25 protein-coding genes and 1 tRNA gene are annotated in these 26,207 nt (G+C 32.4%); 15 read left to right on the top strand and 11 right to left on the bottom strand.

Going from position 1 to position 26,207, the window contains the following annotated elements:
- Positions 1-642 (bottom strand): outer membrane beta-barrel protein, encoded by a 642-nt coding sequence (locus FQU23_RS04170; protein WP_147672710.1) that lies wholly within the window; start codon positions 640-642, stop codon positions 1-3.
- Positions 643-719: 77 nt separating this feature from the next.
- Between FQU23_RS04170 and FQU23_RS04165 the strand changes: the two genes are divergently transcribed.
- Positions 720-1,706 carry an SPFH domain-containing protein gene (locus FQU23_RS04165; RefSeq protein WP_132109705.1) on the top strand — a complete coding sequence of 329 codons (987 nt, stop codon included), beginning with the start codon at positions 720-722 and terminating at the stop codon, positions 1,704-1,706.
- 32 nt (positions 1,707-1,738) lie between these two features.
- Here FQU23_RS04165 and FQU23_RS04160 read toward each other — a convergent pair whose 3' ends face one another.
- The 4 genes from FQU23_RS04160 to FQU23_RS04145 all read right to left on the bottom strand — a co-directional run bounded on the left by FQU23_RS04160 (position 1,739) and on the right by FQU23_RS04145 (position 5,122).
- Positions 1,739-1,993: a DUF6327 family protein gene (locus FQU23_RS04160; RefSeq protein ID WP_147672709.1), complete on the bottom strand. Its 255-nt coding sequence runs from the start codon at positions 1,991-1,993 to the stop codon at positions 1,739-1,741.
- A gap of 3 nt (positions 1,994-1,996) precedes the next feature.
- Positions 1,997-2,347: a phage holin family protein gene (locus FQU23_RS04155; RefSeq protein ID WP_147672708.1), complete on the bottom strand. Its 351-nt coding sequence runs from the start codon at positions 2,345-2,347 to the stop codon at positions 1,997-1,999.
- Between the two features lie 37 nt (positions 2,348-2,384).
- On the bottom strand, positions 2,385-2,714 hold the full coding sequence (locus FQU23_RS04150) for a YtxH domain-containing protein (RefSeq protein ID WP_132109702.1): 330 nt from the start codon (positions 2,712-2,714) through the stop codon (positions 2,385-2,387).
- Positions 2,715-3,019: 305 nt separating this feature from the next.
- Positions 3,020-5,122, bottom strand: a complete 2,103-nt coding sequence (locus FQU23_RS04145; protein ID WP_147672707.1) for a glutamine--tRNA ligase/YqeY domain fusion protein — start codon at positions 5,120-5,122, stop codon at positions 3,020-3,022.
- A 148-nt stretch (positions 5,123-5,270) separates the two neighbouring features.
- On the opposite strand from FQU23_RS04145, the gene folB reads away from it, so the two are divergent.
- Entirely contained in the window at positions 5,271-5,630 is a 360-nt protein-coding gene (folB, locus tag FQU23_RS04140; RefSeq protein ID WP_147672706.1) for a dihydroneopterin aldolase, read from the top strand.
- 127 nt (positions 5,631-5,757) lie between these two features.
- Positions 5,758-5,828: transfer RNA gene (locus FQU23_RS04135), tRNA-Cys, on the top strand.
- A gap of 292 nt (positions 5,829-6,120) precedes the next feature.
- Here the strand turns inward: FQU23_RS04135 and FQU23_RS04130 are convergent.
- From FQU23_RS04130 to rnr, 3 genes are read right to left on the bottom strand one after another with little or no spacing between them, the layout of a single operon-like run.
- Positions 6,121-6,798 (bottom strand): LysE family translocator, encoded by a 678-nt coding sequence (locus FQU23_RS04130; protein ID WP_147672705.1) that lies wholly within the window; start codon positions 6,796-6,798, stop codon positions 6,121-6,123.
- Positions 6,799-6,817: 19 nt separating this feature from the next.
- On the bottom strand, positions 6,818-7,486 hold the full coding sequence (locus tag FQU23_RS04125; RefSeq protein WP_147672704.1) for a head GIN domain-containing protein: 669 nt from the start codon (positions 7,484-7,486) through the stop codon (positions 6,818-6,820).
- Between the two features lie 10 nt (positions 7,487-7,496).
- Entirely contained in the window at positions 7,497-9,689 is a 2,193-nt protein-coding gene (rnr, locus tag FQU23_RS04120; protein ID WP_147672703.1) for a ribonuclease R, read from the bottom strand.
- Positions 9,690-9,808: 119 nt separating this feature from the next.
- Between rnr and FQU23_RS04115 the strand changes: the two genes are divergently transcribed.
- The 3 genes from FQU23_RS04115 (at position 9,809) to FQU23_RS04105 (ending at position 12,506) form a co-directional block, all read left to right on the top strand.
- Positions 9,809-10,048 carry a DUF2007 domain-containing protein gene (locus FQU23_RS04115; protein ID WP_132109305.1) on the top strand — a complete coding sequence of 80 codons (240 nt, stop codon included), beginning with the start codon at positions 9,809-9,811 and terminating at the stop codon, positions 10,046-10,048.
- A 695-nt stretch (positions 10,049-10,743) separates the two neighbouring features.
- Complete coding sequence (gene rpiB / locus FQU23_RS04110; RefSeq protein WP_147672702.1) at positions 10,744-11,172, top strand: ribose 5-phosphate isomerase B; 429 nt, start codon at positions 10,744-10,746, stop codon at positions 11,170-11,172.
- Positions 11,173-11,366: 194 nt separating this feature from the next.
- Complete coding sequence (locus tag FQU23_RS04105) at positions 11,367-12,506, top strand: ATP-binding protein (protein WP_147672701.1); 1,140 nt, start codon at positions 11,367-11,369, stop codon at positions 12,504-12,506.
- On the opposite strand, the gene FQU23_RS04100 is transcribed toward FQU23_RS04105, so the two are convergent.
- A complete protein-coding gene (locus FQU23_RS04100) occupies positions 12,496-12,783 on the bottom strand; it encodes a DUF1294 domain-containing protein (protein WP_147672700.1) in 288 nt (95 codons plus the stop codon). The genes FQU23_RS04105 and FQU23_RS04100 overlap by 11 nt on opposite strands.
- 54 nt (positions 12,784-12,837) lie before the next feature.
- Here FQU23_RS04100 and FQU23_RS04095 point away from each other — a divergent pair, with 54 nt between their 5' ends.
- Positions 12,838-14,961: a Tex family protein gene (locus FQU23_RS04095; RefSeq protein WP_147672699.1), complete on the top strand. Its 2,124-nt coding sequence runs from the start codon at positions 12,838-12,840 to the stop codon at positions 14,959-14,961.
- A gap of 38 nt (positions 14,962-14,999) precedes the next feature.
- Here the strand turns inward: FQU23_RS04095 and tatA are convergent, their stop codons facing one another.
- On the bottom strand, positions 15,000-15,182 hold the full coding sequence (gene tatA / locus FQU23_RS04090) for a twin-arginine translocase TatA/TatE family subunit (protein ID WP_074720351.1): 183 nt from the start codon (positions 15,180-15,182) through the stop codon (positions 15,000-15,002).
- A 214-nt stretch (positions 15,183-15,396) separates the two neighbouring features.
- Here tatA and FQU23_RS04085 point away from each other — a divergent pair, with 214 nt between their 5' ends.
- The 7 genes from FQU23_RS04085 to FQU23_RS04055 all read left to right on the top strand — a co-directional run bounded on the left by FQU23_RS04085 (position 15,397) and on the right by FQU23_RS04055 (position 23,946).
- On the top strand, positions 15,397-15,912 hold the full coding sequence (locus FQU23_RS04085; RefSeq protein WP_147672698.1) for a peptidase: 516 nt from the start codon (positions 15,397-15,399) through the stop codon (positions 15,910-15,912).
- A 34-nt stretch (positions 15,913-15,946) separates the two neighbouring features.
- Entirely contained in the window at positions 15,947-17,446 is a 1,500-nt protein-coding gene (locus FQU23_RS04080) for a GH3 auxin-responsive promoter family protein (protein ID WP_147672697.1), read from the top strand.
- Between the two features lie 35 nt (positions 17,447-17,481).
- On the top strand, positions 17,482-19,161 hold the full coding sequence (locus tag FQU23_RS04075; RefSeq protein ID WP_147672696.1) for a DUF6909 family protein: 1,680 nt from the start codon (positions 17,482-17,484) through the stop codon (positions 19,159-19,161).
- Positions 19,162-19,170: 9 nt separating this feature from the next.
- Positions 19,171-20,163 (top strand): hypothetical protein, encoded by a 993-nt coding sequence (locus FQU23_RS04070; protein WP_147672695.1) that lies wholly within the window; start codon positions 19,171-19,173, stop codon positions 20,161-20,163.
- A gap of 110 nt (positions 20,164-20,273) precedes the next feature.
- Positions 20,274-21,572: an MATE family efflux transporter gene (locus FQU23_RS04065; protein ID WP_245181064.1), complete on the top strand. Its 1,299-nt coding sequence runs from the start codon at positions 20,274-20,276 to the stop codon at positions 21,570-21,572.
- Between the two features lie 39 nt (positions 21,573-21,611).
- Positions 21,612-22,682: a hypothetical protein gene (locus tag FQU23_RS04060; protein ID WP_147672693.1), complete on the top strand. Its 1,071-nt coding sequence runs from the start codon at positions 21,612-21,614 to the stop codon at positions 22,680-22,682.
- 37 nt (positions 22,683-22,719) lie between these two features.
- Positions 22,720-23,946: an O-antigen ligase family protein gene (locus FQU23_RS04055; protein WP_245181063.1), complete on the top strand. Its 1,227-nt coding sequence runs from the start codon at positions 22,720-22,722 to the stop codon at positions 23,944-23,946.
- On the opposite strand, the gene FQU23_RS04050 is transcribed toward FQU23_RS04055, so the two are convergent.
- Complete coding sequence (locus FQU23_RS04050) at positions 23,927-25,003, bottom strand: glycosyltransferase (protein ID WP_147672691.1); 1,077 nt, start codon at positions 25,001-25,003, stop codon at positions 23,927-23,929. The genes FQU23_RS04055 and FQU23_RS04050 overlap by 20 nt on opposite strands.
- Before the next feature lie 176 nt (positions 25,004-25,179).
- Between FQU23_RS04050 and FQU23_RS04045 the strand changes: the two genes are divergently transcribed.
- Positions 25,180-26,163, top strand: a complete 984-nt coding sequence (locus FQU23_RS04045; RefSeq protein ID WP_132109292.1) for a UDP-glucuronic acid decarboxylase family protein — start codon at positions 25,180-25,182, stop codon at positions 26,161-26,163.
- Positions 26,164-26,207 lie beyond the last annotated feature (44 nt).

Raw genomic sequence — 26,207 nt, 5'->3', positions numbered from 1 at the left:
TTATAAATATAGAATTATATTTCCATTGAGTATTCCGGCGTGTCCATTAAAATTAATCCCAGAATCTTTAGTATTTAAATTTCCAAGCATGTTATTGATTCCATATTGATAGGAAACATTAAATCTAAAATGACGCACTCCAGATGTGATTCCTATTGTTGGATAAAAATTAAATTTAGAAATATCGAAAATGTCCTCCGCTAGCAAAGTGGTGCCATTAATCGTGTTTTTATTATATTCTGGATCAATTTTGAACTTTCCATTCACTTGAACAATTGGACCAAACTCTACACTCAAATGGTTTTCGACCAGAATATAACTTAATTGCAACGATATTTGAGCCGAAGCCAATTTGTAATTGACATCTACATTTTGAACAATAAGTTTCTTTGTTGGAACTGAGAAATTATTCTCACTGAATTGCAGTGAATAAACCATATCCCACATATCATAAAAATTTCCTCTAATAGATAATCCCGCATTCCAACCAAGCTCAGGTTTTGTTTGAAAATTATCGGTATTCAAACTAAGCTGGTTTGCTCCTAATGTTACCCCAATCCTATTAGAATCCCGATAGCCATATTGTCCAAAAATGCTACTTGCAACCAAAACTAGAACTGATGTAAAATATAGCTTTTTCATATTGTTAGACTAAATACTAACAAAATTAAAGTTTTTTTGTACTTTAACAGCTTAATTTTAATTTAATTATATTTATTATGAACATTATTTTAATTGTCCTTCTTGTACTTGGATTATTTATTCTTATGTCTTCTTTTTTTACTGTAAGACAACAAACCTCAGTTATCATCGAACGATTTGGAAAATTTCACAGCGTGCGACAATCTGGATTGCATCTAAAGATACCACTAATAGACCGTGTGGCTGGACGAGTAAATCTTAAAATCCAACAATTAGATGTAATTATCGAAACCAAAACAAAAGACAATGTTTTTGTAAAACTTAAAGTTTCTGTGCAATTTATGGTTGTTAAAGACACTGTTTATGATGCCTTCTACAAATTAGAATATGCACATGACCAAATTACTTCTTATGTATTTGACGTAGTTCGTGCGGAGGTTCCTAAATTAAAATTGGACGATGTTTTTGAAAGAAAAGATGATATCGCAATTGCCGTAAAGAGAGAATTAAACGAAGCAATGACCACTTACGGTTACACAATTATCAATACTTTGGTAACTGATATCGATCCAGATATTCAAGTAAAAAATGCAATGAATAGAATTAATGCTGCCGATAGAGAAAAAACAGTAGCCGAATTTGAAGCAGAAGCATCAAGAATTAGAATTGTAGCCAAAGCTAAAGCAGAAGCAGAAAGCAAGCGCTTACAAGGACAAGGTATTGCTGATCAAAGAAGAGAGATTGCTAGAGGATTAGTAGAAAGTGTGGATGTCCTTAATAGAGTTGGTATTAACTCACAGGAAGCGTCTGCATTAATTGTGGTTACACAACATTACGATACTTTACAAGCCATTGGTGCAGATACTAATTCTAACCTAATCCTATTACCTAATTCACCACAAGCTGGAAGTGATATGTTGAACAACATGGTTGCAAGTTTCTCTGCAAGTAATATGGTGGGTGAATCTATGAAAAAAGCAAGTAGAAAATCGAAAGCAAAAACTGAAACTATTATTCCAATAGAAGACGAAGAGGAAGAAGATACCTCTGAAAGAGAGGAATAATACTTTCTACTATTATAACAGAAAAAAGAGGCTTAGCGGCCTCTTTTTCTATTTATTATCCAATTGAGTGCAAATGGAACAGCAATGTTTAATATGGCTCCAAAAGAGCCGCTAAAGGCTGTTTTAAAGGACCCTAGGAAATTGTTTAGCAAATGATGTGGTGCAAGACCTTCCTTAGTTCTATGATAGCCTAAAACAATCTTTTGATAGCTGATTTCTTTTTCAATCTTTAATATCTCCAGTTCTCTGTCGATTTGTGCGTAAGATGAATATTTTTTAGATCCCATAGTTTAGTCGTTAAAAAATATTTCTGAAAATTTTTCTAATAACGGCCCTTCCACTATCTTGTCTCTTACTAAAAATAAAAGTCCTGTCAATACAAGGTAAATCCCACCAACAATCAGAAAACCTAAAGGATAACTATCCAAATAATCTCCAATCGTAAAAGCAAGTGCGAAAGAAAAAAATAGCAAAACCATGCTAAAACCTAATAGTATCAAAGTGAACTTTAAAATCGTCGTAGACGATTTCATCGCCATTTTGAATGCTCGCAATTTATAATAAGCGAGATTATTTTCAATATACGCTTGCGCCTGATCTTGAATATCACCTACATTCTCTTTTAATTCTTCAAAAGCCATGTATTAATTATTTATTTTCAAATTTAAAGACTTTCAATTATTTCTGAAGTCTTGCGTTTTTCTGTTTCAGTTCTGCTAATTTACTTTCAAGGAAAGTAATTACATCTTCCGTTTTATGACTCATGCTAGAAAGTAAATCGTCATAGCTTCCCTCAAAATCAACTTTACTGCTAGAAAATTTTGTTTTTACTTCCTCAGAAAGTTCTTTATATTTCTTTTCTAAATCTTTTTGAGCGTCTTTATATCCCTCTTTAATTTTTACTCTCGTTTGTGAACCTTTATCCGGAGCAAATAAAATTCCTACTCCAGCTCCAATTGCTGCACCCGTTAAAATTGCTAAAATTGTATTTCCTGTATTCTTTGACATAATTTTTTGATTTAATTAATATTAATGAAATATACGATATTTATGAACAACTTCTTGTTAACAAGCCGTTAAAATAGTTTCTACAAGTCATGTGCTTGAAATAAGAGGTTTTCAGCTTAAATGTCCTACATCATTATCTTCTGCTGTGACAAAATTCTAATTATAGCTTAAAACGGCTAAATAAAAGGCAATTTTAATTGATTAAATTTATAGATACATAAATTACAATAGAATTTTGTAATAATACAAAAACGCCTTAAAAAAGGCGCTTTTGTATTATTAAAATCTATTCTTAAAAAATAAAGTTACAAATTAAGATTATTTAATAATTCTGAAACTTTCTCATTCTTTTCAGTTTTTTTCATTTCTGAAAGTTGAACTTTAAAATCATCAAAAGTAAGGCTGTCATTTTTTAGATTACCAATTGCTAAAATTCTAACTGCAGCCAACTGACTTTTTAATGACATTGTATATAATTTTGTCAAAACTTCCTTTTCAATATCCTTTGCTTCTACCTTATCAGAATGAAGTAAAATTAAATTAGCAAACAATAAAGAATTATTATCGTTCTTAACATTCTTAACAACTGTCTGGTTAATCAGGCTAAAATTATCGATACTTCTAATATTTGCAACAATATTCTCAAGGATCAAGTCGGCATTAGAGCTGTCTTTTTCCTTTACATATTTATTGATTTCCTTTTGAGTATTCATCAATAAATTACCTTCTTTCTTTCCTTTTTCTTCCCATGCATCTTTAAGACCAACCGTTTTATTGAAAACTAATTTACCTTCAGTGCTGTCTTTATCTGTATTAAAATAACCCAAACGTTGGAATTGGAATTTATCCCCAGCTTTACTAGCTGCTAAACTTGGTTCCACAAAACCTTTTACAATTTCGAGAGAATTAGAATTCATAAATTCTAGAAAGTTCTTTTCCTTATGGCTGTCTGGTGCTTCATCTATAAACAAGCGATCGTACAAACGAACTTCGGCTTCAATAGCGTGTTTGATAGAAACCCAATGCAAGGTTCCTGCTACTTTTCGCTGTGAAGCTTCACTCCCACTTCCACTTCGGCTGTCTTCATCATAGGTTACATGGATTTCAGTAATCTTACCTTCATTGTCTTTTACAACGCTTTCACCTTTAATTATATACGCATTTTTAAGACGCACTTCATTTCCGATACTCAAACGGAAAAATTTGGCTGGAGCTTCTTCAAGAAAATCTTCTCTTTCGATGTATATTTCACGAGAAAAAGGTAATTTTCTAAAACCTGCAGCATCATCTTCCTGGTTGTTTTCAGCATCTAATGACTCTTCTTTATCTTCAGGGTAATTTGTAATAACCACTTTTACTGGATCTAAAACTGCCATAACCCTTGGTGCTGTCTTGTTTAAATCTTCGCGCAGACAAAACTCCAAAAGCGATACATCAATCACATTTTCACGTTTTGCAACGCCTATAATTTCACAAAACTTACGAATAGAAGCAGCTGTATATCCTCTTCTTCTCAAACCAGAAATCGTAGGCATTCTAGGATCATCCCATCCTTTAACTATATTTTCTTGAACTAATTGCAATAATTTTCGCTTGCTCATTACGGTGTAATTCAAGTTCAAACGAGCAAATTCATATTGATGTGGTCTAACCCTATTTTCATCATAAATTTGGTCTAAAAACCAATTGTACAATTCACGGTGCATCACAAATTCAAGGGTACAAATCGAATGCGAAATTTCCTCAACATAATCACTTTCGCCATGAGCGTAATCATACATTGGATAAATATTCCAATCGTTTCCTGTTCTATGATGATGACGGTGTAAAACACGGTACATTAAAGGATCACGCATCAACATATTTGTCGATTTCATATCTATTTTGGCCCGTAAAACATGACTTCCTTCTGGATAATCACCATTTTTCATTGCTTCAAATAAAGTCAAATTTTCTTCAATAGATCGGTTTCTATAAGGTCCATCTACTCCTGGTTTTGTAGGAGTTCCTTTTTGAATTGCCATATCTTCAGAAGACTGACTGTCCACATAAGCCTTATTATTTTTAATCATTTCGACTGCCCAATCGTACAACTGCTGAAAATAATCAGAAGAATAACGTTCTTCAGTCCAATTGAATCCCAACCACAATAAATCTTCCTTTATGGCATCAACATACTCCTGCTCTTCTTTAGCCGGATTTGTATCGTCAAAACGCAGATTTACTGGGGCATTGTACTTTAATCCCAAACCAAAATTAAGACAGATCGATTTAGCATGGCCAATGTGTAAATAACCATTTGGTTCTGGTGGAAACCGAAAACGAAGTTGCTCCTTTGGAAAACCGTTTGCGATATTTTCTTCTATAATTTGTTCTATAAAATGAAGTGATTTTTCTTCTGTAGACATAATGTTGTATTAAAGAAGCAAAGTTATCAAAATTGTTGGTTAAATAGCGAATGCAGGATTTGCATATTTCTATTTCGACCAATAAATTTTAAATATGTTGTACTTTTATAAAATAAATGAACAAACTAATAAAAACACTATACTCATTATGGGAACAATTAAACTAAAAAATATCCGTACCTACTCTTATCATGGTTGCTTGATCGAAGAAGGAAAAATTGGTTCCGACTATTCGATTGATCTCGAAATAAAAACCGATTTAAGAAAATCTTGTCTTTCAGATGATCTAAATGACACCGTAGATTATGTCTTATTGAACAAGATTGTGGTCGAAGAAATGGAAATTCGTTCCCATTTACTAGAACATGTAGCACAAAGAATAATTAGTCGTGTATTTAATGAAATTCCTGAGGTTTCTAGAATACTTTTAGGTGTATCAAAATTAAATCCTCCTATTGGTGGTGATGTTGAATCGGTTACAGTTGAATTAGAAGAATATCGAAATTAAAATCTTACTAAACAAAGAAGATTTAGGAAAGCGATAGTTACATCAAACAGTATTTTTTTTAAAATTTTAAACTTTAAACTTTTAAACTCTAAACTTTTTAAGTACTTTTGCCATCCATTCAACAGATGGCGTCGTGGCCGAGTGGCTAGGCTGGGCTCTGCAAAAGCTCCTACTGCGGTTCGAATCCGCACGATGCCTCTAAAACCTTCAAGGAAACTTGGAGGTTTTTTTTATGGATTAAACTCTCAAAATTGTCTTTTCGACAAAGGAGAAATCTCATTAATAATTTCCTTAAAGTAATTAACAATCAAATATAAAAACCGATTTAATGTGAATCCTCGTTCATCGGAATGATATTATAGCGTGAATACTTCAATTCAATCAATTACAATTATAAGACTTCTTCATATCTTAGGAGATTTAACAATCCTAAATGACAAAAAAAACCGCTCTAATTGAGCGGTTTACAAATATTCTAAACAAAAATAAACTATTCTTCTATTTTTTGAAATGCATTTTTAACCATTTCTTTTTCTTTTGGAAACCAGCCTTGAGTTATTAAAACCAATCCGAAAACCATTAAAACAATACTAATTCCTTTCTTAATTTTAAGGATATTTTCTGGAGTCATTTTGGATTTTAACTGTTTAGCTAATAGTATTTTAATACAATCTACTAACAAATAACTGATAATTACTGCACTAAAAAAAGTAAACATTCTAGAGTTTTGCATGTCTAATTTTGGTCCTACTGAAATGATTATTGCTAACCAAAAACCTAATACTCCAATGTTAATAATATTCAAGAAAAATCCTTTAATAAAAAGGCTGAGATAATCTTTACGAATGATTTCGTTATCGATTTTCTTAGTATCTACCTTCTGTTCTTTTCGTAAACTAATAAAAGAAATTATTCCATAAGCCAACATTATTATACCTCCAAATATAAATAGAGCGGGTTTGTCTTTTAGTGATTGAATTAACCTGTAACTCCCTAGATAAGCAATACCTATAAAAACAATATCTCCTAAAATAACTCCCAAATCAAACACAATTGCAGCCCTGAATCCTTTTATAATACTCGTTTCAAGTAAGATAAAGAAAACAGGACCAATCATAAAACTTAAGAAAATTCCCCAAGGAATTCCGGATAAAATATCGTTTATCATTAAAATTTATAACTATAGATTACTTTTTTTCTATAATAGTTCCACCAAACAATGTTTCTTTATTGATTTGCTTTGGACTTCCGTAAATGTAAATCGAGCCTCCTGCTTTAACTTTTGCATCTACAAGGGTTGTAGCATGTATTTCAGCATTTCCTCCCGCAGCAACGTTTATAGTGGTTTGTAAGGTGTGTAATTCTTTCGAATTCAAAACCCCGCCAGACATAAGTACTACATCTTGATTTAAAGCTTTTCCTGATAATTCAATTATTCCTCCTGTAACCGCTTTTACATTAACTTTATCTACATCTAGATTTAAATGAATCTCTGCTCCTTCTCTTGCATTTAAATCCATAATCGTAGCTTCAAAAGTTTCCTCACTGGAAATATAAGAACCTTCACTAGCTGCAATTCCATCAATATTTTTATAATATAATTTGATAGAAATATCATTTCCTGACAATAATTTTGGAAATGGCATTCTTAATTTTAATTCCCCATTTTTATTAACCACCTCTACTTCTTGTTCTCTACCTCCAGAAATAACTACTTTGTTTTCTGAAGACGCGATTAATACAACATTTAGTTTGTCATAAACTTTCACAGTATTAAAGTCACCTAAGTTTTTAGTGACTTGTGCAAATGTGGTTTGAGCAACAAGTACAATTAATACCAACACTACTTTTTTCATAATTTATTTTTTATTTAACTGCTTCTTCGATTCTTCTAATAAAATTAAAATCCAGTTGTTTTTTTACTAAATCAGCATTTTTAACCTTAACGTAAATCTCGTCCCCTAATTGCAATAATTTTTGAGAAGTCGCACCTACCAGTGCATATTGTTTATCATCAAAAGTATAATAATCGTCTTTTATATCACGAATACGAACCATACCTTCACATTTGTTTTCAATGATTTCGACAAAAATTCCCCATTCTGTAACACCAGAAATTACACCCAAGAATTCTTGATCTTTATGGTCTTGCATGTATTTAACTTGCATGTATTTGATAGAATCTCTTTCGGCACTAGTTGCTAAACTTTCCATAGAAGAAGAATGCAAGCATTTAGTTTCATAAGTTTCTTCATCTACTGATTTTCCGCCGTCTAAATAATGCTGTAGCAAACGGTGCACCATAATGTCAGGATAACGACGAATAGGTGATGTGAAATGTGAATAATAATCAAATGCTAGTCCGTAGTGACCTATGTTATCCGTAGAATATTTCGCTTTACTCATTGTTCTAATGGTTAAAGTATCTACTAAATTTTGCTCTTTTTTACCTACTACTTCACTCAATAAGCTATTCAATGATTTCGAAATATCGTCTTTACTTCTCAAATCAATTTTATAACCAAATTTTGCAATAACCGTTTGTAATGCTACTAATTTATCAGCATTAGGCTCATCGTGAATTCTATAAATAAAGGTTTTCTTTTGTTTTCCAATAAATTCAGCTACTTTTTTATTGGCCAAAAGCATAAATTCTTCAATCAAATGATTGGCATCTTTCGAAACTTTAAAGTAAACGCCTTCTGGTTCTCCTTCTTGATTTAAATTGAATTTTACTTCAACTTTATCGAAAGAAATCGCTCCATCATTCATTCTTTTTCTTCTAAAAATCTTAGCTAATTCATCCATTTTTAAAGTAGCAGCTACAATCTCATCAGAAACAACATAAGAACTTCCTGTAATGGAAATTTCTTCAGGAATAGTATTGTCCTTAGTTTCTATGATATATTGCGCTTCTTCGTAGGCAAAACGTTGATCCGAATACATTACTGTTCTTCCAAACCATTGATCAACAACCTCACATTTATCTGTGATCTCAAAAACTGCCGAAAAAGTATATTTTTCTTCATTGGGACGCAAAGAACAAGCAAAATTAGATAGCACTTCTGGTAACATAGGTACTACCCTATCAACTAAATAAACAGAAGTTGCTCTTTGATAAGCTTCATCATCTAAAATAGTTCCTTCCTCGAGATAATAGGAAACATCGGCAATATGAATACCTATTTCATAGTTTCCATTTTCTAATTTTTTAAATGATAAGGCATCATCAAAATCTTTAGCATCTTTTGGATCAATAGTAAAAGTTAAGGTATCACGCATATCGCGACGCTTTGCAATTTCGCTTTCTTGAATCGAAGTATCAATTTTTTGGGCAAAGGTTTCCACTTCAATCGGAAACTCAGCTGGCAAACCGTATTCAGCAAGAATAGCGTGAATCTCGGTATCGTGTTCTCCTGGTTTTCCTAAAACTTTTATTACTTTACCAAAAGGACTATCAGCTCTAGAAGGCCAGTCTTCGATATGAACCAAAACTACATCTCCTTGCTCTGCCTCTCCTATTTTATCCTTTGGAATAAAAATATCAGTATACATTTTTGGATTGGCTGTAGAAACAAAAGAAAAGTTCTTCTGAATATCAATTACTCCTACAAAGTCGGTTTTATTTCTTTCGATAACTTCAATAACCTCACCTTCAGGTCTTTTCCCTTTTCGGCGGTTATAAACATAAACTTTTACTAGATCTTTGTCTAAGGCATGGTTTAAGTTGTTAGTAGGAATGAAAACATCTTCCTCTAATTCAGCACATACGAAATAGGCAGTTTTTCTACCTGTCATATCAATCTTACCTTCGTAGTACTCTTTACTTTCAGCTTTGATTAAATATTTTCCTGGCTCTGATTCGATTATTTTACTTTGGCTGGCAAGAATCTTTAAATCCTTTATAATTTGGTTTCTACTTTGTGTATCGTCGAGCTCTAGCTTTGCTCCTATTTGTTTATAATTGAATGCTTTATTAGCACTTTGCGATAATATTTTTATAATTTTTTCAGAGAAATCTTTCTCTTTTTTTACCGGCTTTCTTAATCTTTTACTCATAAATCTTTTCTTAAAAGTCGAAAATTACGAAATAGTTAGGCAGTTATGAAGAAAAAGAGACAGATTTAAAGAAAATATAACTTTACAGAATAGTTGTATCTTTATTAAAACAATAAAAAATGGAAGCATTTATCACCATAGCCATTTTCGATTACATCCATGAAATAGAAATTCTAAAACATCGATTGGATCAGGAGGGTTTACAGTATTATTTTCAGAATGAATTGATGTCATCGATTGTTCCCATGTATTCAACTGCTCTAGGCGGAATCAAACTTAAAATTCATCCTAATGACATTTCTAGTGTAACAGCAATTTTACAGGAAATGAAGTACGATAACAATTTAAAAATTGTTTAATCTTTCTTTAAAGTTGTCAACACATATATAATACAACAAAAAGAAAAATTAAATTTAAATTATTTATTAATGGGTATTATAGCTTGTTAATAGTGGCTATAAATATTTGAAAAAAAGTATTGAAACCAAGTTTTAGTAGTTTATTCGGAGTTATCAACAATGTTATATTTACTTAAATATCTAGTTCTAAAGAGATTTTAGATTTTAATTAACAATGGTTGATAAACTAAAATCATTTGAATTTGTAAATAAGTATTTCTTTAAAATTTGTTGATAAACCAATTTTAAGTATTGATAACTATTCTAAAAATTCATGAAAGTAAATTAGGATTTCTAATGTGGGTTTTTGATTACTTATTTTTTCCATACTACAAAAATATAGTTCTAATATTCTATCTCAAGTTATCAACAATCAATGTTAATTTAAAGTTAACTGAATATCAAGTGGTTGGGTTTTACTATTAACAATGCTGTTTTTTAACAAAATAAATTTAAATTATTTATTGATTATCAATGTTTTATGAAATAATGATAATTGTTGATAACTACCAAACTTACTCAAAATCTGAGTATTACAGTTGGATTAAACATGAGGCTTAGCTTCGTTTTAATTTTTTAAAAATAAAGAATTCCAGACTTTAGATATACAAAATTGTTTTTGGTAAATTTGCAGCACACAACTTAACATATATATAATGAAAATAGCAATTGGAAATGACCATGCAGGTCCAGAATATAAAAAAGCCATTGTTGACATGCTTAAAGCAAAAGGGTACGAAGTAACTAATTACGGTACTGATTCTAGTGATAGTGTAGATTATCCTGATTTTGCACATCCTGTTGCAACTGATGTAGCAGAAGGAAAAGTTGATTTTGGAATTATTATTTGCGGAAGCGGAAATGGAATTGCCATGAGTGCTAACAAACATTCGAAAGTACGTGCTGCTTTATGCTGGATGAAAGAGATTGCGGCTCTAGCTCGTCAACACAATGACGCTAATATTATTAGTATTCCTGCTCGTTATACTTCTATCCCACAAGCGCTAGAAATGGTGGAAACTTTTTTAAACACAGAATTTGAAGGTGGAAGACACCAAAACAGAGTGAATAAAATTGCTTGCTAAAAAAATATAGGTGAGAAGCACCTGATAATATTAAAGTTCAGCTCGGTAATTACCGGGCTTTTTTTGTTTTTATGGACTAAATTTGCATTAATTCAGTCAGTTCGTTGACTGAATTAATGTAAATTCAGTCAACGAACTGACTGAATTTACATTTTTTAATTATATTTGTATTTTAATCATTAAAATTTAAGGAGATGAATTTTTTAGAACGAGGGATAGATTCAGTGTTTTCTAAAAAAGTTTTACCTAATAAAGTATTGATTTTATTGGGAGCAAGACGAGTGGGTAAAACTGCTTTCATCAAAAATTATCTTTCTACAGTTCCAAAAGAAGATTATTTGCAATTAAATGGCGAAGATATTCAAGATGCTGATTTATTAAAAGAACGCTCAGTTACTAATTATAAACGTCTACTGGCTAATGTAAAATTATTAGTTATTGATGAAGCACAAAATATTTCTGATATTGGATTGATTTTAAAATTGATTGTCGATTCTATTGATGATATAAAAGTTATTGCAACAGGATCATCTGTTTTTGATTTATCGAATAAGTTGGGTGAACCTTTGGTTGGAAGGAAAAATACGATCTATTTATTTCCAATGGCTCAGATGGAATTTGCTAAATATGAAAATTTCAAGGAAACTACTCAAAAATTAGAAGGACGATTGCTTTTTGGATCTTATCCTGAACTTGAACAATATCCGGATTGGAAAGATAAAATCAATTATTTAAAGGAGATAGTGAACTCTTATTTATTAAAAGACATATTGGTTTATGAAGGCATTAAACAATCTAATAAAATTCTGGATTTATTGAAATTGATTGCTTTTCAAGTAGGGCAGGAGGTTTCGTTACAGGAATTGGCCAGACAATTAGGTATTTCTAAAAATACGGTCGAAAGTTATTTAGACTTACTTTCTAAAGTTTTTGTAATTTATAAAGTACCTGGTTTTAGTAGAAATTTACGCAAGGAAATTACCAAATCGAACAGATGGTATTTTTATGATAACGGCATTCGTAATGCCATTATAGCCAACTTTAGTCGTTTGGATTCAAGAACTGATGTGGGTGCATTATGGGAAAATTATCTCGCTTCAGAGCGAATTAAACATCAAAATTATACTCAAAAAAATGTTACCAATTATTTTTGGCGCACTTATGATCAACAAGAATTGGATTGGCTAGAAGAAGAAAATGGAGTTTTACGAGGATACGAATTCAAATGGAATGAAAACCGAAAAGCAAAAATTCCTACAGCTTTCGCAAAAGCCTATCCTGAGGCGAGTTTTGAAGTGATTAACAAGCAGCATTATTTAGATTTTATAACGTGATTTTTTCTCTTATATCATAACGATACAAAAAGTAAAAAACCAGCATTTGTAATAAAATAATTGCCCAAAACTTTAAAAGATAACTTCTTTTGGCTGTTTTATGTCTAAAAATAAGCATACTCAATCCTGAACCTAATGTTCCTCCAATTAATACTAAAGTTAAAAGTGTTTTCTCAGAAATGCGTCTTTTATGGTTTTTGGCTAAATATTTATCGTAAGCCATTACTAAAAAGCCAAGAGTATTTATAATTAAAAAAACGTAGAAAAAAGGAATCATTTAACTTAATTTAAGTTTCAAAGATATTATTTTAGCTCTTCGAAAAAAACTAAAATGACTAACATACAATTCATATCCAAGTCCGTTGCCACGGCAGCAATCAACATTCAAAAAACAGTTCAATTATTACAAGAAGATTGTACGATTCCGTTTATTTCTAGGTATCGAAAAGACACTACAGGAAACCTTGACGAAGTACAAATTGAAAATATCGCAAAGCTGCAAAAAGAGTACGAAGTTGTAGTAAAACGCAAAGAAGCCATTTTAAAATCAATTATGGAGCAAGGCGCGATGAACGAAACTTTGTTTGCTAAAATTGATAAAAGTTTCGACCTTCAAGAGTTAGAAGATTTCTACTTGCCTTATAAAAAGAAGAAGAAAACCAAAGCTGATGTGGCTCGTGAAAACGGGTTAGAACCTTTGGCCAAAATTATCATGGCGCAAAACAATGATGATGTCGATTTTATTGCGACAAAATATTTAAATGACAATGTGATCAATGAAGATGTAGCGCTTCAAGGAGCGCGAGATATTGTAGCCGAATGGATTAACGAAAATAGCTATGTTCGAAAACAATTGAGACGATTGTACGAACGTAAAGCTACGATTACAACTAAGGTTGTAAAAACAAAAAAAGACGATGAGGCAGCCCAAAAATTCAACCAATATTTTGATTGGTCAGAGCCGTTAACAAAAGCGCCTTCACATCGTTTAATGGCTATGTTACGTGCCGAAAATGAAGGTTTTATTAAGTTTAAAGTCGAAGTAGATTTAGATGAAGCTTATGATATTATTGATGCATTAGTTTTAAAAGGACAAAATAAAACGACTCCACATGTGCAACTAGCTATTGAGGACAGTTACAAACGCTTGTTGAATCCTGCCATTTCTAATGAAGCTTTGCAAGAAGCAAAAGCAAAGGCTGATGCCAATTCGATTCAGGTTTTTGCTAATAATCTTGGGCAATTGTTACTAGCCCCGCCATTAGGTGAAAAACGTATTTTGGCAATTGATCCAGGATTTCGCTCCGGTTGTAAAATCGTTTGTTTGGACGAAAAAGGAGATTTATTGTACAATGAAACGATTTATCCGCATGCGCCTCAAAACGAAAGTGCTATGGCAATGAAAAAAATTCGTTCGATGGTGAATTCTTATAAAATTGATGCCATTTCGATAGGAAACGGAACTGCGTCCCGCGAAACCGAATTTTTTATCAAGAAAATAGCTTTTGATAAGCCGGTCCAAGTTTTTATCGTTTCAGAGGCAGGTGCTTCTGTATATTCCGCTTCTAAAATTGCCCGTGAGGAATTCCCTAATTTCGATGTTACTGTTCGTGGTTCGGTTTCTATAGGGAGACGACTTTCGGACCCATTGGCTGAATTGGTAAAAATTGATCCAAAAGCTATTGGCGTAGGCCAGTACCAACACGATGTAGATCAAACAAAATTAAAAGAAGAATTAGATAATACGGTAATTCGTTGTGTAAACTCAGTGGGAATAAACATCAATACGGCAAGTAAACATTTGCTAAGTTATGTAAGTGGAATAGGAGAGAAGCTTGCCGAAAATATTGTAAACTATCGTTCAGAAAACGGCCCTTTCGAAAATAGAAAGCAACTAAAAAAAGTCCCTCGTTTAGGTGAAAAAGCGTACCAACAAGGTGCTGCTTTTATTAGAATTTCGAATGCTAAAAATCCGTTGGATAATTCGGCTGTTCATCCAGAAGCCTATGGAATAGTAGAAAAGATGGCCAAAGATTTGAAATTGACCGTTAATGATTTAATTGCTAATAAAGAAAAAACAGCCTTAATAAAGCCAGAGAATTACATCACTGCTGAAATAGGTCTTTTGACCTTAAAAGACATCATTAAAGAGCTTGAAAAACCTGGATTAGACCCAAGAAAGTCGGCAAAGGTTTTTGAATTCGACCCTACTGTTAAATCAATTAAGGACATAAAGTCAGGAATGATTCTCCCGGGAATTGTCAACAACATTACTAATTTTGGTTGTTTTGTAGATATTGGAGTAAAAGAAAGCGGTTTAGTTCACATTTCGCAGCTCAAAGAAGGCTTTGTAAGCGACGTAAACGAAGTGGTGAAGTTACACCAACACGTAGAAGTTAGAGTAACGGAAGTCGATGAGGATCGAAAAAGGATTCAGTTGACGATGATACTTTAAGAGGATAAAAAAAGTCCCGATTCAAATCGGGACTTTTTTTATTTTTTTTCGTTTTCAGTTTCGTCTTTCTTATCAGCTGAAGGCTCTTCTTTAGCGGCATTTTTGAATTCTTTAATTCCGCTTCCTAAGCCTTTCATTAATTCTGGAATTTTCTTACCTCCAAAAAGTAATAAAACAACTGCTAATATAACAAGGATCTCTGTAACACCAAATCTTCCCATGATTGAATAGTTTATGCCGAAGCAAATTTGTAATAAATCTTGGGACAAAGGTAAATAGAATAACTTAATAAGAATTCAATTTAGTTCAATTATTTAAATGAGTTATAGTTAAAAGTGTATTAAAATAAAATCATTTCCAGGATTTAAGTCGAAGTAACTAACCAAAGCCCTTTGGTCGACATTAATTATTATATTTGTAAGATAAAGAAAAAGTATGTCAGGAAAAAGATTGAAAAGGAAAAAACTTCACAGTAAATTATTCACTAAAAACCGATTGGTTATTTTGAATGAGGATTCCTTTGAAGAAATATTTTCTTTAAAATTAAATTTAATGAATGTTTTTGTTGTTGCGACTATTGGAGCTATATTTTTAATCTCTGTCACTACTTTTATTATCGCTTTTACCCCATTAAGAGAATTTATTCCGGGATATTCCTCTTCGAAATTAAAAAGAGATGCTACTGAATTAGCCTTAAAATCAGATTCATTAACGATTGCATTGAAGAAAAACGAGGCCTATATTCAATCTATTCAAAAGGTACTTAACGGCGAATTAGAATATGCAAAATTCAACAAAGATTCGATACTTGCGACAAGTGAGGAAGTGGTTCCACAAGTAAAGTTATCGGCATCAGAAGAAGAATTGGAGTTAAGAGAACAAGTCGCTAAAGAAGAGAAAAATTCCCAACAAACCGCTACCAAAGGGAAGATTACAAACTCTAAAAAATAAAAGCATTGTGCCGTTAGGGCAAAACCCAAAAACTATGTCAGTAAAATCAGCCGCAGCAAAACTGTTTGCAAAAAAAATATATAAGAAAACCCAAGCTTGGGCAAGTAATCCCGTTGGGAGTCAACAAGCTGTTTTTAATTCGTTAATCAAAGAGGCGAAGAAGACACAATTTGGAATGGATCATCATTTTGACCAAATAAAAACTTTTGAGGATTTTGCAAAACAAGTTCCAGTTAGGGATTACGAGGACTTAAAACCCTATATTCAAAAAGTGGTCAAAGGAGAAGAGAATATTCTTTGGAAAGGAAAACCACTTTATTTTGCCAAAACATCAGGAACAACTTCTGGAGCAAAATACATTCCGCTTACTAAGGAATCGATGCCGTATCATATCGAAGCAGCTCGAAATGCTATTCTTCTGTACATTCAGGAAACGGGTAAGGCGGATTTTGTGGACGGAAAAATGATTTTTCTGCAAGGGAGTCCAATTTTAGAAGAAAAAAATGGAATACAGTTTGGCCGACTTTCAGGAATTGTAGCGCATTTTGTTCCAAAGTATTTGCAGAAAAATAGAATGCCAAGTTTGGCTACTAATTGTATCGAAGACTGGGAGACTAAAATTGATGCGATTGTCGAAGAAACATTCGATAAAAACATGACCGTAATTTCTGGAATTCCATCTTGGGTTCAAATGTATTTTGAGCGTTTGCAGCAAAAAGGAGGGAAGACAGTAGGTGAAATCTTTAAAAACTTTAATTTATTTATTTATGGTGGTGTAAACTACGAGCCATACAGAGCCAAGTTCGAAAATCTAATAGGCAGGAAAGTGGATAGTATTGAACTATTTCCAGCCTCGGAGGGATTTTTTGCTTATCAGGATTCGCAGAAGGAGAAAGGAATGTTACTTTTATTGAATGCTGGAATATTTTATGAATTTATCAAAAGCGATGAATTTTATTCAGATTCCGAAGGCTCGGGGCCAAGACGATATACCATTGGCGAAGTAGAATTAGGTGTAAATTATGTTTTGATAATTTCTACAAATGCCGGACTTTGGGGATATAACATTGGAGATACAGTCCAGTTTACTTCCTTAAAACCGTATCGAATTATCGTTTCTGGAAGAATTAAGCATTACATTTCTGCTTTTGGGGAGCACGTGATTGGAAAGGAAGTAGAATTTGCCTTAAAAGAAGCGATGGAAGGAACAAAGGCAAGGGTAAATGAGTTTACTGTTGCACCGCAAATAAGTCCGCTAGAAGGCTTGCCATATCATGAATGGTTTATTGAATTTGAAAATGAACCAGAAGACGAAGCCGCTTTTAAGGAAGCGCTAGATCATGCAATGAGAAAGCAAAATATATATTATGACGACTTGATTGTAGGTAATATTCTGCAGAAAGCGGTTATCACAAAAGTCGCCAAAAATGGTTTTCAAGATTATATGAAATCGATAGGGAAATTAGGAGGTCAGAATAAAATCCCCCGACTTTCAGATAACAGAACAATAGTTGATGTATTGAACATAAAATAAAATAATTATATTCGTTGGTTACAAACAGTAAAGAAATGAAAGAAACTAAAAATATATCTCGATCGCGTGCACAAGAATCATCGGCAGCCATTGAGAAAATGTACATTACAATGCGCCATTTGTTTAACAGAGGGTTTTACAAACCAATGGGTATTTCTGGAGATACCTTGCGTGAAGCATTATTAACACTACGCCCAGAAATATATGGGAATATCGCTGAAGAAAAAGTAGAATTAAACGGACTTTTGTACGTTATTGAACGACTTCCTCTAGGGATTGAAGAATGTAGATTTATTAATCTTACTTCTGATGAAGGATATTCTAGGTCTCATTTTCAGGCCATCGTTCCTCCAAAAAGGAAAAGAAATTGTTACCGCATCGACGAAGAACAAATGAATGTGGAGATTACAAGAGGTCGTTCAGATATATATGATATTTTGACGCATTTGACCTTTATTTTCATTGAATCGCATAAAATACGAAATCGAGTTTTGCTTGATGATTCTGGCGAAGTATCTCGTGATTGGATGAAACTGCAACAGGCAGTTTCTCAAAATAAAAAATTGCCTCTTATCGAAAAAGAGAAAGCAATTTCGCATGCTGCCAATGTCCTTGGAAGAACTTTTGAAGAAGTATTAGATATTTATGATGCATTTGGATCAGATGCTGCACCGGATCGTTTTTTACATGTGATTTTCTGGTTGGGAAAATTAGCAATTGAAGAAATTACCGATAATAATAAGAGAACCATCACTTTCAGTCCTATTTTGCGTGAGCGTTTAGGACATCATATTCATGGTGAAAAATGGGCTACAAGCATCAAGGAAGTCTTGAAAGAGAATGGACTTTTAGACCGACCAATTCATGTTATTAGTGCCAATATGCACAGTGTAATGAATTCTATTTTTGCCACGACTGTATTAAAAACCAAGTTTAAGGATAAATCAGATTTCTTCATTTACGAAGAGTTGAGTAGATCTGGAGCGCATGAGGTGCGAAGCAAAGTTGAAGAAGTAGCTTTAAAACAAGGAATGATTTCGATACCAGATACTTCTGGAACTAATATAGATGTACAAATTTTTGACACTGCCAAAATTAATTGGGCAAACTCATCCTTTCCAACAGCTAATTTAGGAGATAAAAAACCGGTGCTGATCGTAATGGATTACGCATTTGGTGAACAAGCCTATGAAACGATTGACGAGTTATTAAAACCGTTCAAAAAAGATATTTTACTGAATGTAGAATCGGTTTCTATAATGGGAAAAGCGGGAATTCTAGAAGGTGGCAAAGGAGATATCATGATTCCAAATGCCCATATCAATGAGGGAACTGCGGATAATTATTTTTTCCATAATGAATTAACTGCTGATATGTTCGTAGGGAATGGAATCGAAGTTTTTGCTGGACCAATGGTTACAGTTCTTGGAACATCATTGCAAAACAAGGATTTATTAAAGTTTTTCCATGAATCAACTTGGGGTGTAATAGGTTTAGAGATGGAAGGTTCTTACTACCAAAAAGCCATTCAATCAGCCTCTAAAATCAGAAAAAGTGTTCCCCATGATGTCAAAGTAAGATATGCTTATTATGCATCAGATAATCCTTTGGAAACTGGAAGTACTTTAGCTTCAGGTGGACTGGGAACAACGGGTGTAAAGCCTACTTATTTGATTACCATAAAAATATTGGCGCAGATTTTCAACGTAAAATAGCAATTTAGGATGAGTACAAACGTACCCCAAAATCACGAAAATCAAGAAATTGATTTGGTTCAAATTTCAAAAAAAATAGGAAGTCTTTTTCAAGAATTGAATGCATTTATATTTAGATGCATTCATTTTTTTATAAAAAACGGGCTAATTATTTTAATTTTATTAATCTTCGGATTTGGGTTAGGATATTATTTAGATAAAAATCAAAAAAAATACGATCATCAAATTATAGTAGCGCCAAATTTTCAGTCAACAGATTATTTGTATTCCAAAATTGATTTACTGGCTTCTAAAATTTCCGAAAAAGACGTTCAGTTCTTCAAATCTATCGGTATTCAAGACCCTTCACAACTAACCAAAATTTCAATTGAACCCATTGTTGATGTTTATAAATTAATAAGCAGTAATGAGCAAAACTTTGAACTTTTGGAATTATTGGCTCAAAACGGGGATTTAAAAACAATCGTTAAAGAAACTACGACCGGAAAAAATTACAATTATCATACTATTATTCTTTCTACAAATGGAGTAACAAGCCAAAATAACGTTGTGGATCCAATATTGAATTATTTGAACAGTAATAGCTATTTCAAAGAAATACAAAAGATTTCAGTTGGTAATATTGAACAAAAAATTAAGGAAAAGGAAACGGCAATTGTACAAATCGATGGAATTGTAAATTCATTTTCTAATAGAGCTGGAAACGCGCAAAACAGCGATAAACTCATTTATTACAATGAAAATACACAGCTAAATAGCATGATTAAGACAAAAGATTCATTGGTAAATGTTTTGGGAGCTTTAAAGATTGATTTGTTTAACTCGAGAAAAGTGATCAATGACAGCGCTGTGATTTTGAATATTAAAAACAATAAATTAATCAATGGGAAAATAAAATTTGTACTTCCCTTATTATTAATTTCATTATTTATTTTCATTCGGTTGTGTGTTTTATTTTATAAGAAACAGTCCATTAGACAACAAGAAATAGCTAATAATTAGCTTCCAATAAAAAATATTTTGCAACTTCGAAGAAGGTGAAAATTGTAAGAATATATCCGATTTTTGCATACATCAAAGCTTTGATGAGAATAACAAACAGCCCAAAAATAATGCGATATTTTCTTCAAAAAATCAATAAAGATACCTTCGTTCTTCAAAGCTTGATCACTTTATTTTTAAGGGTTTTTGGAGTTGTTGTTTTATTTGGATTTACATTATTTCTCACTAACAATTACGACCCTAAAATAATAGGGCAATATGATTTTGTACGGTCTTTCCTTTTCGTAGTTGGCAGTATCTGCTTATTGGGTTGCGACCAGTCTATTTTGTATTTTAAAGGCAGATTAAACGGCTTAAATTTAGCAAGTGGTTTAAAAAACACTTACAAGAAAATGGTGCTACTGCTTTTTTCAATGGCTGTAATTTTATTTTTAATTGTCTTGGTCGTCAATAAAGAATGGATTAACTCTTATTTCTCAGACCCTGAGTTGTATTCGATTCTTTTAAAATCTACCGGAATTCTTTTTTTTTATTCGATAACAGTTTTAAACACAGAAGTTTTTCGAGCTTTGGAACATTTGTATGTTGCAGAATTATTTAGAAATACGATTAAGTATATCCCTATTATGATTGGTGCAATATTACTCTTGTTTTATGGGAAAGAATCTTACTTAGCAGAAGTTTTTCTTTTGGGATTTATTGTTTTAGCAGTAGTAACCACCGCAATTATCTTTTATTATTTTAGTAAAATGGAAGGCAATTTTAAACAAGAATCATTTTCGTTAAAAGAAATTACGCTAAAGTCTTACCCTATCGCATTAAGCGGAATGGCCATGTTTCTATTACTGAGTTTTGATATTATATTCTTAAAAAAGTATCGGGATGATGCAACTGTTGCTTATTATTCTGTTGCCATAAAAATAATGACCATGCTTACTATGGTTATATTAACAGTAAACATTACTATTTCGGCTAAAATTTCCGAGTATTTCGCAGCTAATAATACATTAGAATTAAATAGAATTATTAGAAAAAGTGCCCGTTTAATTTTCATATTAACCTTACCGTCTGCTTTATTTATAGTTTTTTTTTCAGAATATCTATTGCGTTTTTTTGGAGAAAATTATCTTATTGCAAAAGAGACCTTACTAATATTGATAGTAGGGCAGGGATTATGTTCTATATTTGGTTCAGCATCAGTTTATCTAAATATGACCGGAAGACAGACTGTTTTCCAGCAAATACTAATAGTTGCAGTAATCATTAATTTTGTCTTAAATCGAATGTTAGTACCAAAATATGGAATGAATGGTGCCGCAATTGCTTTTGTGTGTAGTTCCTTCTTTTGGAATTTTATTTCAGCGATAGTTATTTATAGAAAAGATAAAGTAAAAGTTTTTTTAAATTGATTTATAGGAGAGAAGAGATACAAAACAAGGTAGTTGATCATGAAAATTTTAGTTCAGAAAAATAAAGCGAGGTTTCTTTTCTTGTTTATAGCCAATTTATTTGTGGCAGTAACGGCTTTTTATATTTTGCCAAAGCGCTTTTTTTATGACGCTGCCATTATTGCATTCGACAGAGGAAATGAGATTGGTTTTTTTGGAAGTTATCCGTTAACTATCTTGTTTTATAAAGTTACAGGTTTGCGCTATTTACCTTTTCCCTTAATTGCATTAATTCAATATCCCGTTCTTGCTTATGTTTTATATAAAGTAGGAATTCCGGCTAATTTTGATAAAATTAATGTAAAAAATCTTCTGGTTTATTTAGGGTTTTTTATGATGGCTATTTTTATGTCGATGCCTTCCAAGGAGTTTATTACTTATTTATATTTAGCACTCATTGTATTTATTTTTAAAAATGAGAGTATCTCTTTCAGAAAATCAGTGTTTTTGTCTCTATTTTTATTGGCAATTTTAGGTGCTTTCTATCGCCCGTACTTTTTATTAATGCCTATTATTGCATTCGGAATGTATCTCGTAAGTTTTATTAGTTTTAAAAGTAAAACACTAACTACGATTTTTTACGGACTTTTTATCGCTGTTTTTTTGTCCCTAAGTTACGGATTAGTGAAAGGAAAATACCTTTCCGAAAGTAGTCGAGAAGTCGTTAACAGTGCCAGGTTACAGTCTCAAGATGCTAATTCTATGATTGTCTCGCCGCTTAAACCAGACACTTGGTATGGTGAAGCTGTGGGTATTATTTATGGTTTTTTCACGGTTAATTTCCCTGTAAATGGCTTAAAATATCTTTTATCACCTCAAATTATTGCGTTCGTGATTTGGCAGATTTTATTGTTTTATATTCTCTTTGTGCGCTTTTCTCGTTGTTTAAAGAATAGAAAAGAACAGGAATATGAATATGAATTGTGGATATTGCTTATTTTATTTTCATATTTTATTGTTCAAGGGGTTTTTGAGCCTGATTTAGGAACTGCCATTCGTCATAAAATAGGAGTGTTTCCTTTAATTTATTATGCCTTATACTATGAACATTTCAGAAAAAAACTTCAATAAAATTTTCAATATTTTTCTGATTCTAATAGCAAGTACCATGATTTTTAGAAAACCATGTACTTGGATTATTATTGGATTTGTCTTGTTTAATTTATGCTTTATAAAAAAAATAAAACTCAGTCGATTAGCAGTACTATTGGTTTTGGTGATCGCTTCACCCTTACTTTTAGAGATTTTACTTTTTTGGAATAATGATTCTTTAAGAGAAGGATTGAAATCATTGGAAAAAAGTATTTCCCTGCTATTCTTTCCGCTGTTTATTCTGGGTAATTATCAGCGCGTGCAGTTTAATAAATTACTGCAATATTATAGCTATGCAACAACTGTGATTGTATTGTTTTTCTTCATTCGGTTTATTGTCGTTTATCCCGAGTTGATGGATAAGTATTTAAACGGAATAGATTTATGGGAAATGGGATACAGTTTCTCTAATTCAGTCGGAATTCATGCACCAGCACTAAATATGCACCTTGCTTTTGTGGCGATTATTAGTATGTATTTTGTTTTTTATGCTTTTCGAAGAAAAAGGAATCTAGTTTATAAATTATTTAGAATATTGCTTTTTGCACTTTCTTTTTTCTTTGTACTTTTTGTAAATACCCGAATGGCTCTTTTTAATGTTATAGTAGGTACAATTATCATTTTTTTATACGAAGTCATACGAAATTATGATTTTAAGAAAGTTGTTTTAAGTCTAAGTTTTGGGGTCGTTATATTAGGAGGAATCCTTTTTCTTTTCGTCAAAAATAATCCTTATATGCAGGAGAAATATAGCACGGTAACATTTGCTTTTATGGATAAAGTGGGCAAATTAGATGAGATTGAAAACCCGGAAGCAAAAGTTTTTAATTCATTTGTTACGCGTGTGTCTATTTGGAAATCTGCCTGGGAACTGTCCTTGGATCATCTGCCTTTTGGAGTTGGTGCTTCAGATGGAAAACCAGAATTATTCAACTATTATAAACAAACCAACCAGCATTTTCTAGAGAAATATCAATTCCCAACACACAATCAGTTTCTGGACTTTCTATTAAAATTTGGAGTCCTGGGACCTTTAGTAGTCTTTTTGTACATTTTTACTATCGGATATTTAGGTTATGACTTAAAAAATGCAATTGTCATTTCTTTCTTCTTTCTCTTTTTTACTTCTAATCTAACCGATGATTTTCTGTTGCGCTTTGATGGAATAGCCTTCAGCGGATTTTGGTTTTCGGTCTTCGGCAGTTTTTGGCTCCATGTGAAAGCTACTGCTTGTAAAGAGTGATTAATTGCTTAAAATTTTTTGTGCTGTCAAATAAATCTTTGCACCTTTCTAAACCCTTTTTTCCAAAACGGTGTCGCACTTCTTCGTCTTTTAGAATTTCGATATAATTGTCTAATTCAGCAAGGTCGTTAAAAAGAAAACCAGTTTCATTATGTACCACTACATCTTTATTCCCAATAATATTTGTCGCTAAAACAGGCTTTTGCATAGCCATTGCCTCGAGAACCGCAATGGGTAATCCTTCCCATAGCGAAGTTTGAATGTAGATATCAATAGTATTAAGCGCTGTAAGTGCATCTTCTCTGTCTAGGAACCAACCAGTAATTCTAATATTTGGGGCAGTTAGTAGCGGTTGTAATTCTCCGTCTCCAATCCAGACAAAATTTAGATTAGAATGTTTTAAGGCAATTTCATTAAATAATTCCGGGTTCCTAGCGGAAGTTATTCTCCCAACGATTCCAATCGTTAAGATTGCATTGTCGTTTTTAGAACCGTATTTTTGTACCTTTTTAATATCAATTCCGTTTCTTAGCAGATGCGATTTTCCAATGGTTTTGGCTATTTCGTATTCGGTGTCACCACAAGCTATGGTCGCACCACCAAATATTCGTTGGAAACTACTTTCAATAGCGCGGTAAAACTTTTTATTAAGATTGGAAGTGTCTGTTCTAAGAAATGCATAACCATGCGGCGTATAGAATAATTTTGTTTTTTTGAATAAAAGAAAGCAAGCAATACGTCCTAAAACACCCGCTTTTGAAGAATGAAGGTGAATGACATCTGGCTGAATTCTTCGCAATTCTTTAATTAATTGCAATAATGATTTAAAATCTTGAAAAGGGGAAAATTCACGAACCATGTTTAGCTGTACAAGCGATACTCCTTTAGAAAATTCTGTATTTATTTTTTTCGAGTCAACTTCTACGCGGTTTGCGCTATAAATAATCGTGGTATCGATGTCTTCCTTTATTTCAGCATCACCAAAAAAAAAGGATAATTCCTTGAAATAAGTATGAACTCCTCCTGCAAGTGCTTCAACTATATGGACAACTTTCAAATTTGGTAGTTTTGTTTTTGTAAAAATATATAAAATTAGCCTAGGATTAATGTTATTCAGTAATGTTATATGGGTGATAATATAAAATTAGTAGCGGTTTTTCTTATTTGAACGAGGTGTCGCATCTACTATTTTATTAAATGTTTTTTAATACCTTGCAACTGTAAAATTTATTTATGAAAAGGATACTTATCACTGGTGCAGCTGGATTTTTAGGATCACATTTATGTGACCGTTTTATTAAAGAAGGATATTTTGTTATTGGTATGGATAATCTCATCACTGGAGATTTAAAAAATATAGAACACCTGTTCAAACTGGAAAATTTCGAATTTTATCATCATGATATTACAAAATTTGTCCATGTTCCAGGTCAGTTGGATTACATCTTGCATTTTGCTTCACCGGCAAGTCCTATCGATTATTTAAAAATTCCAATTCAAACACTAAAAGTGGGTTCTCTTGGAACGCATAATCTTTTAGGTTTGGCAAGAGTAAAAAAAGCGCGAATTCTTATCGCCTCCACATCGGAGGTTTATGGTGATCCATTAGTTCATCCACAAACGGAGGAATACTATGGAAATGTAAATACCATAGGCCCGAGAGGAGTATATGACGAAGCAAAACGTTTCCAAGAATCCATAACTATGGCCTACCATACTTTTCACGGTGTAGAGACCAGAATTGTGCGTATATTCAATACTTATGGACCAAGAATGCGACTCAATGACGGCCGAGTTATTCCTGCATTTATTGGCCAGGCTTTGCGTGGAGAAGATCTAACTATTTTTGGCGACGGAATGCAAACGCGCTCTTTTTGCTATGTTGATGATCAGGTAGAAGGTATTTTCAGATTGTTGCATTCAGACTATGTTTATCCGGTAAATATTGGAAACCCGGATGAAATTACAATTAAAGATTTTGCTGAGGAAATCATCAAGTTGACTGGAACGAATCAGAAAGTGGTTTATTTCCCTTTACCAGTGAATGACCCTTTGCAGCGCCAACCAGATATTACAAAAGCAAGAGAATTGTTGGGCTGGGAAGCTACAATAAACCGAGCCGAAGGAATGAAAATTACCTACGATTATTTCAAATCATTGTCTAAAGAAGAACTTTCTAAAGAGGAACACAAGGACTTTTCGAGTTATATTAAATAAGTAGTTGAATCAAATAATATGCAGTAGATAGAACATAATAGCTA

This window comes from Flavobacterium sp. XN-5 (genome assembly GCF_008033395.2).
Lineage (GTDB): Bacteria > Bacteroidota > Bacteroidia > Flavobacteriales > Flavobacteriaceae > Flavobacterium > Flavobacterium hiemivividum.
Note: the sequence above shows the minus strand (reverse complement) of the source record. Positions and strands in the feature narration are given on the sequence as shown.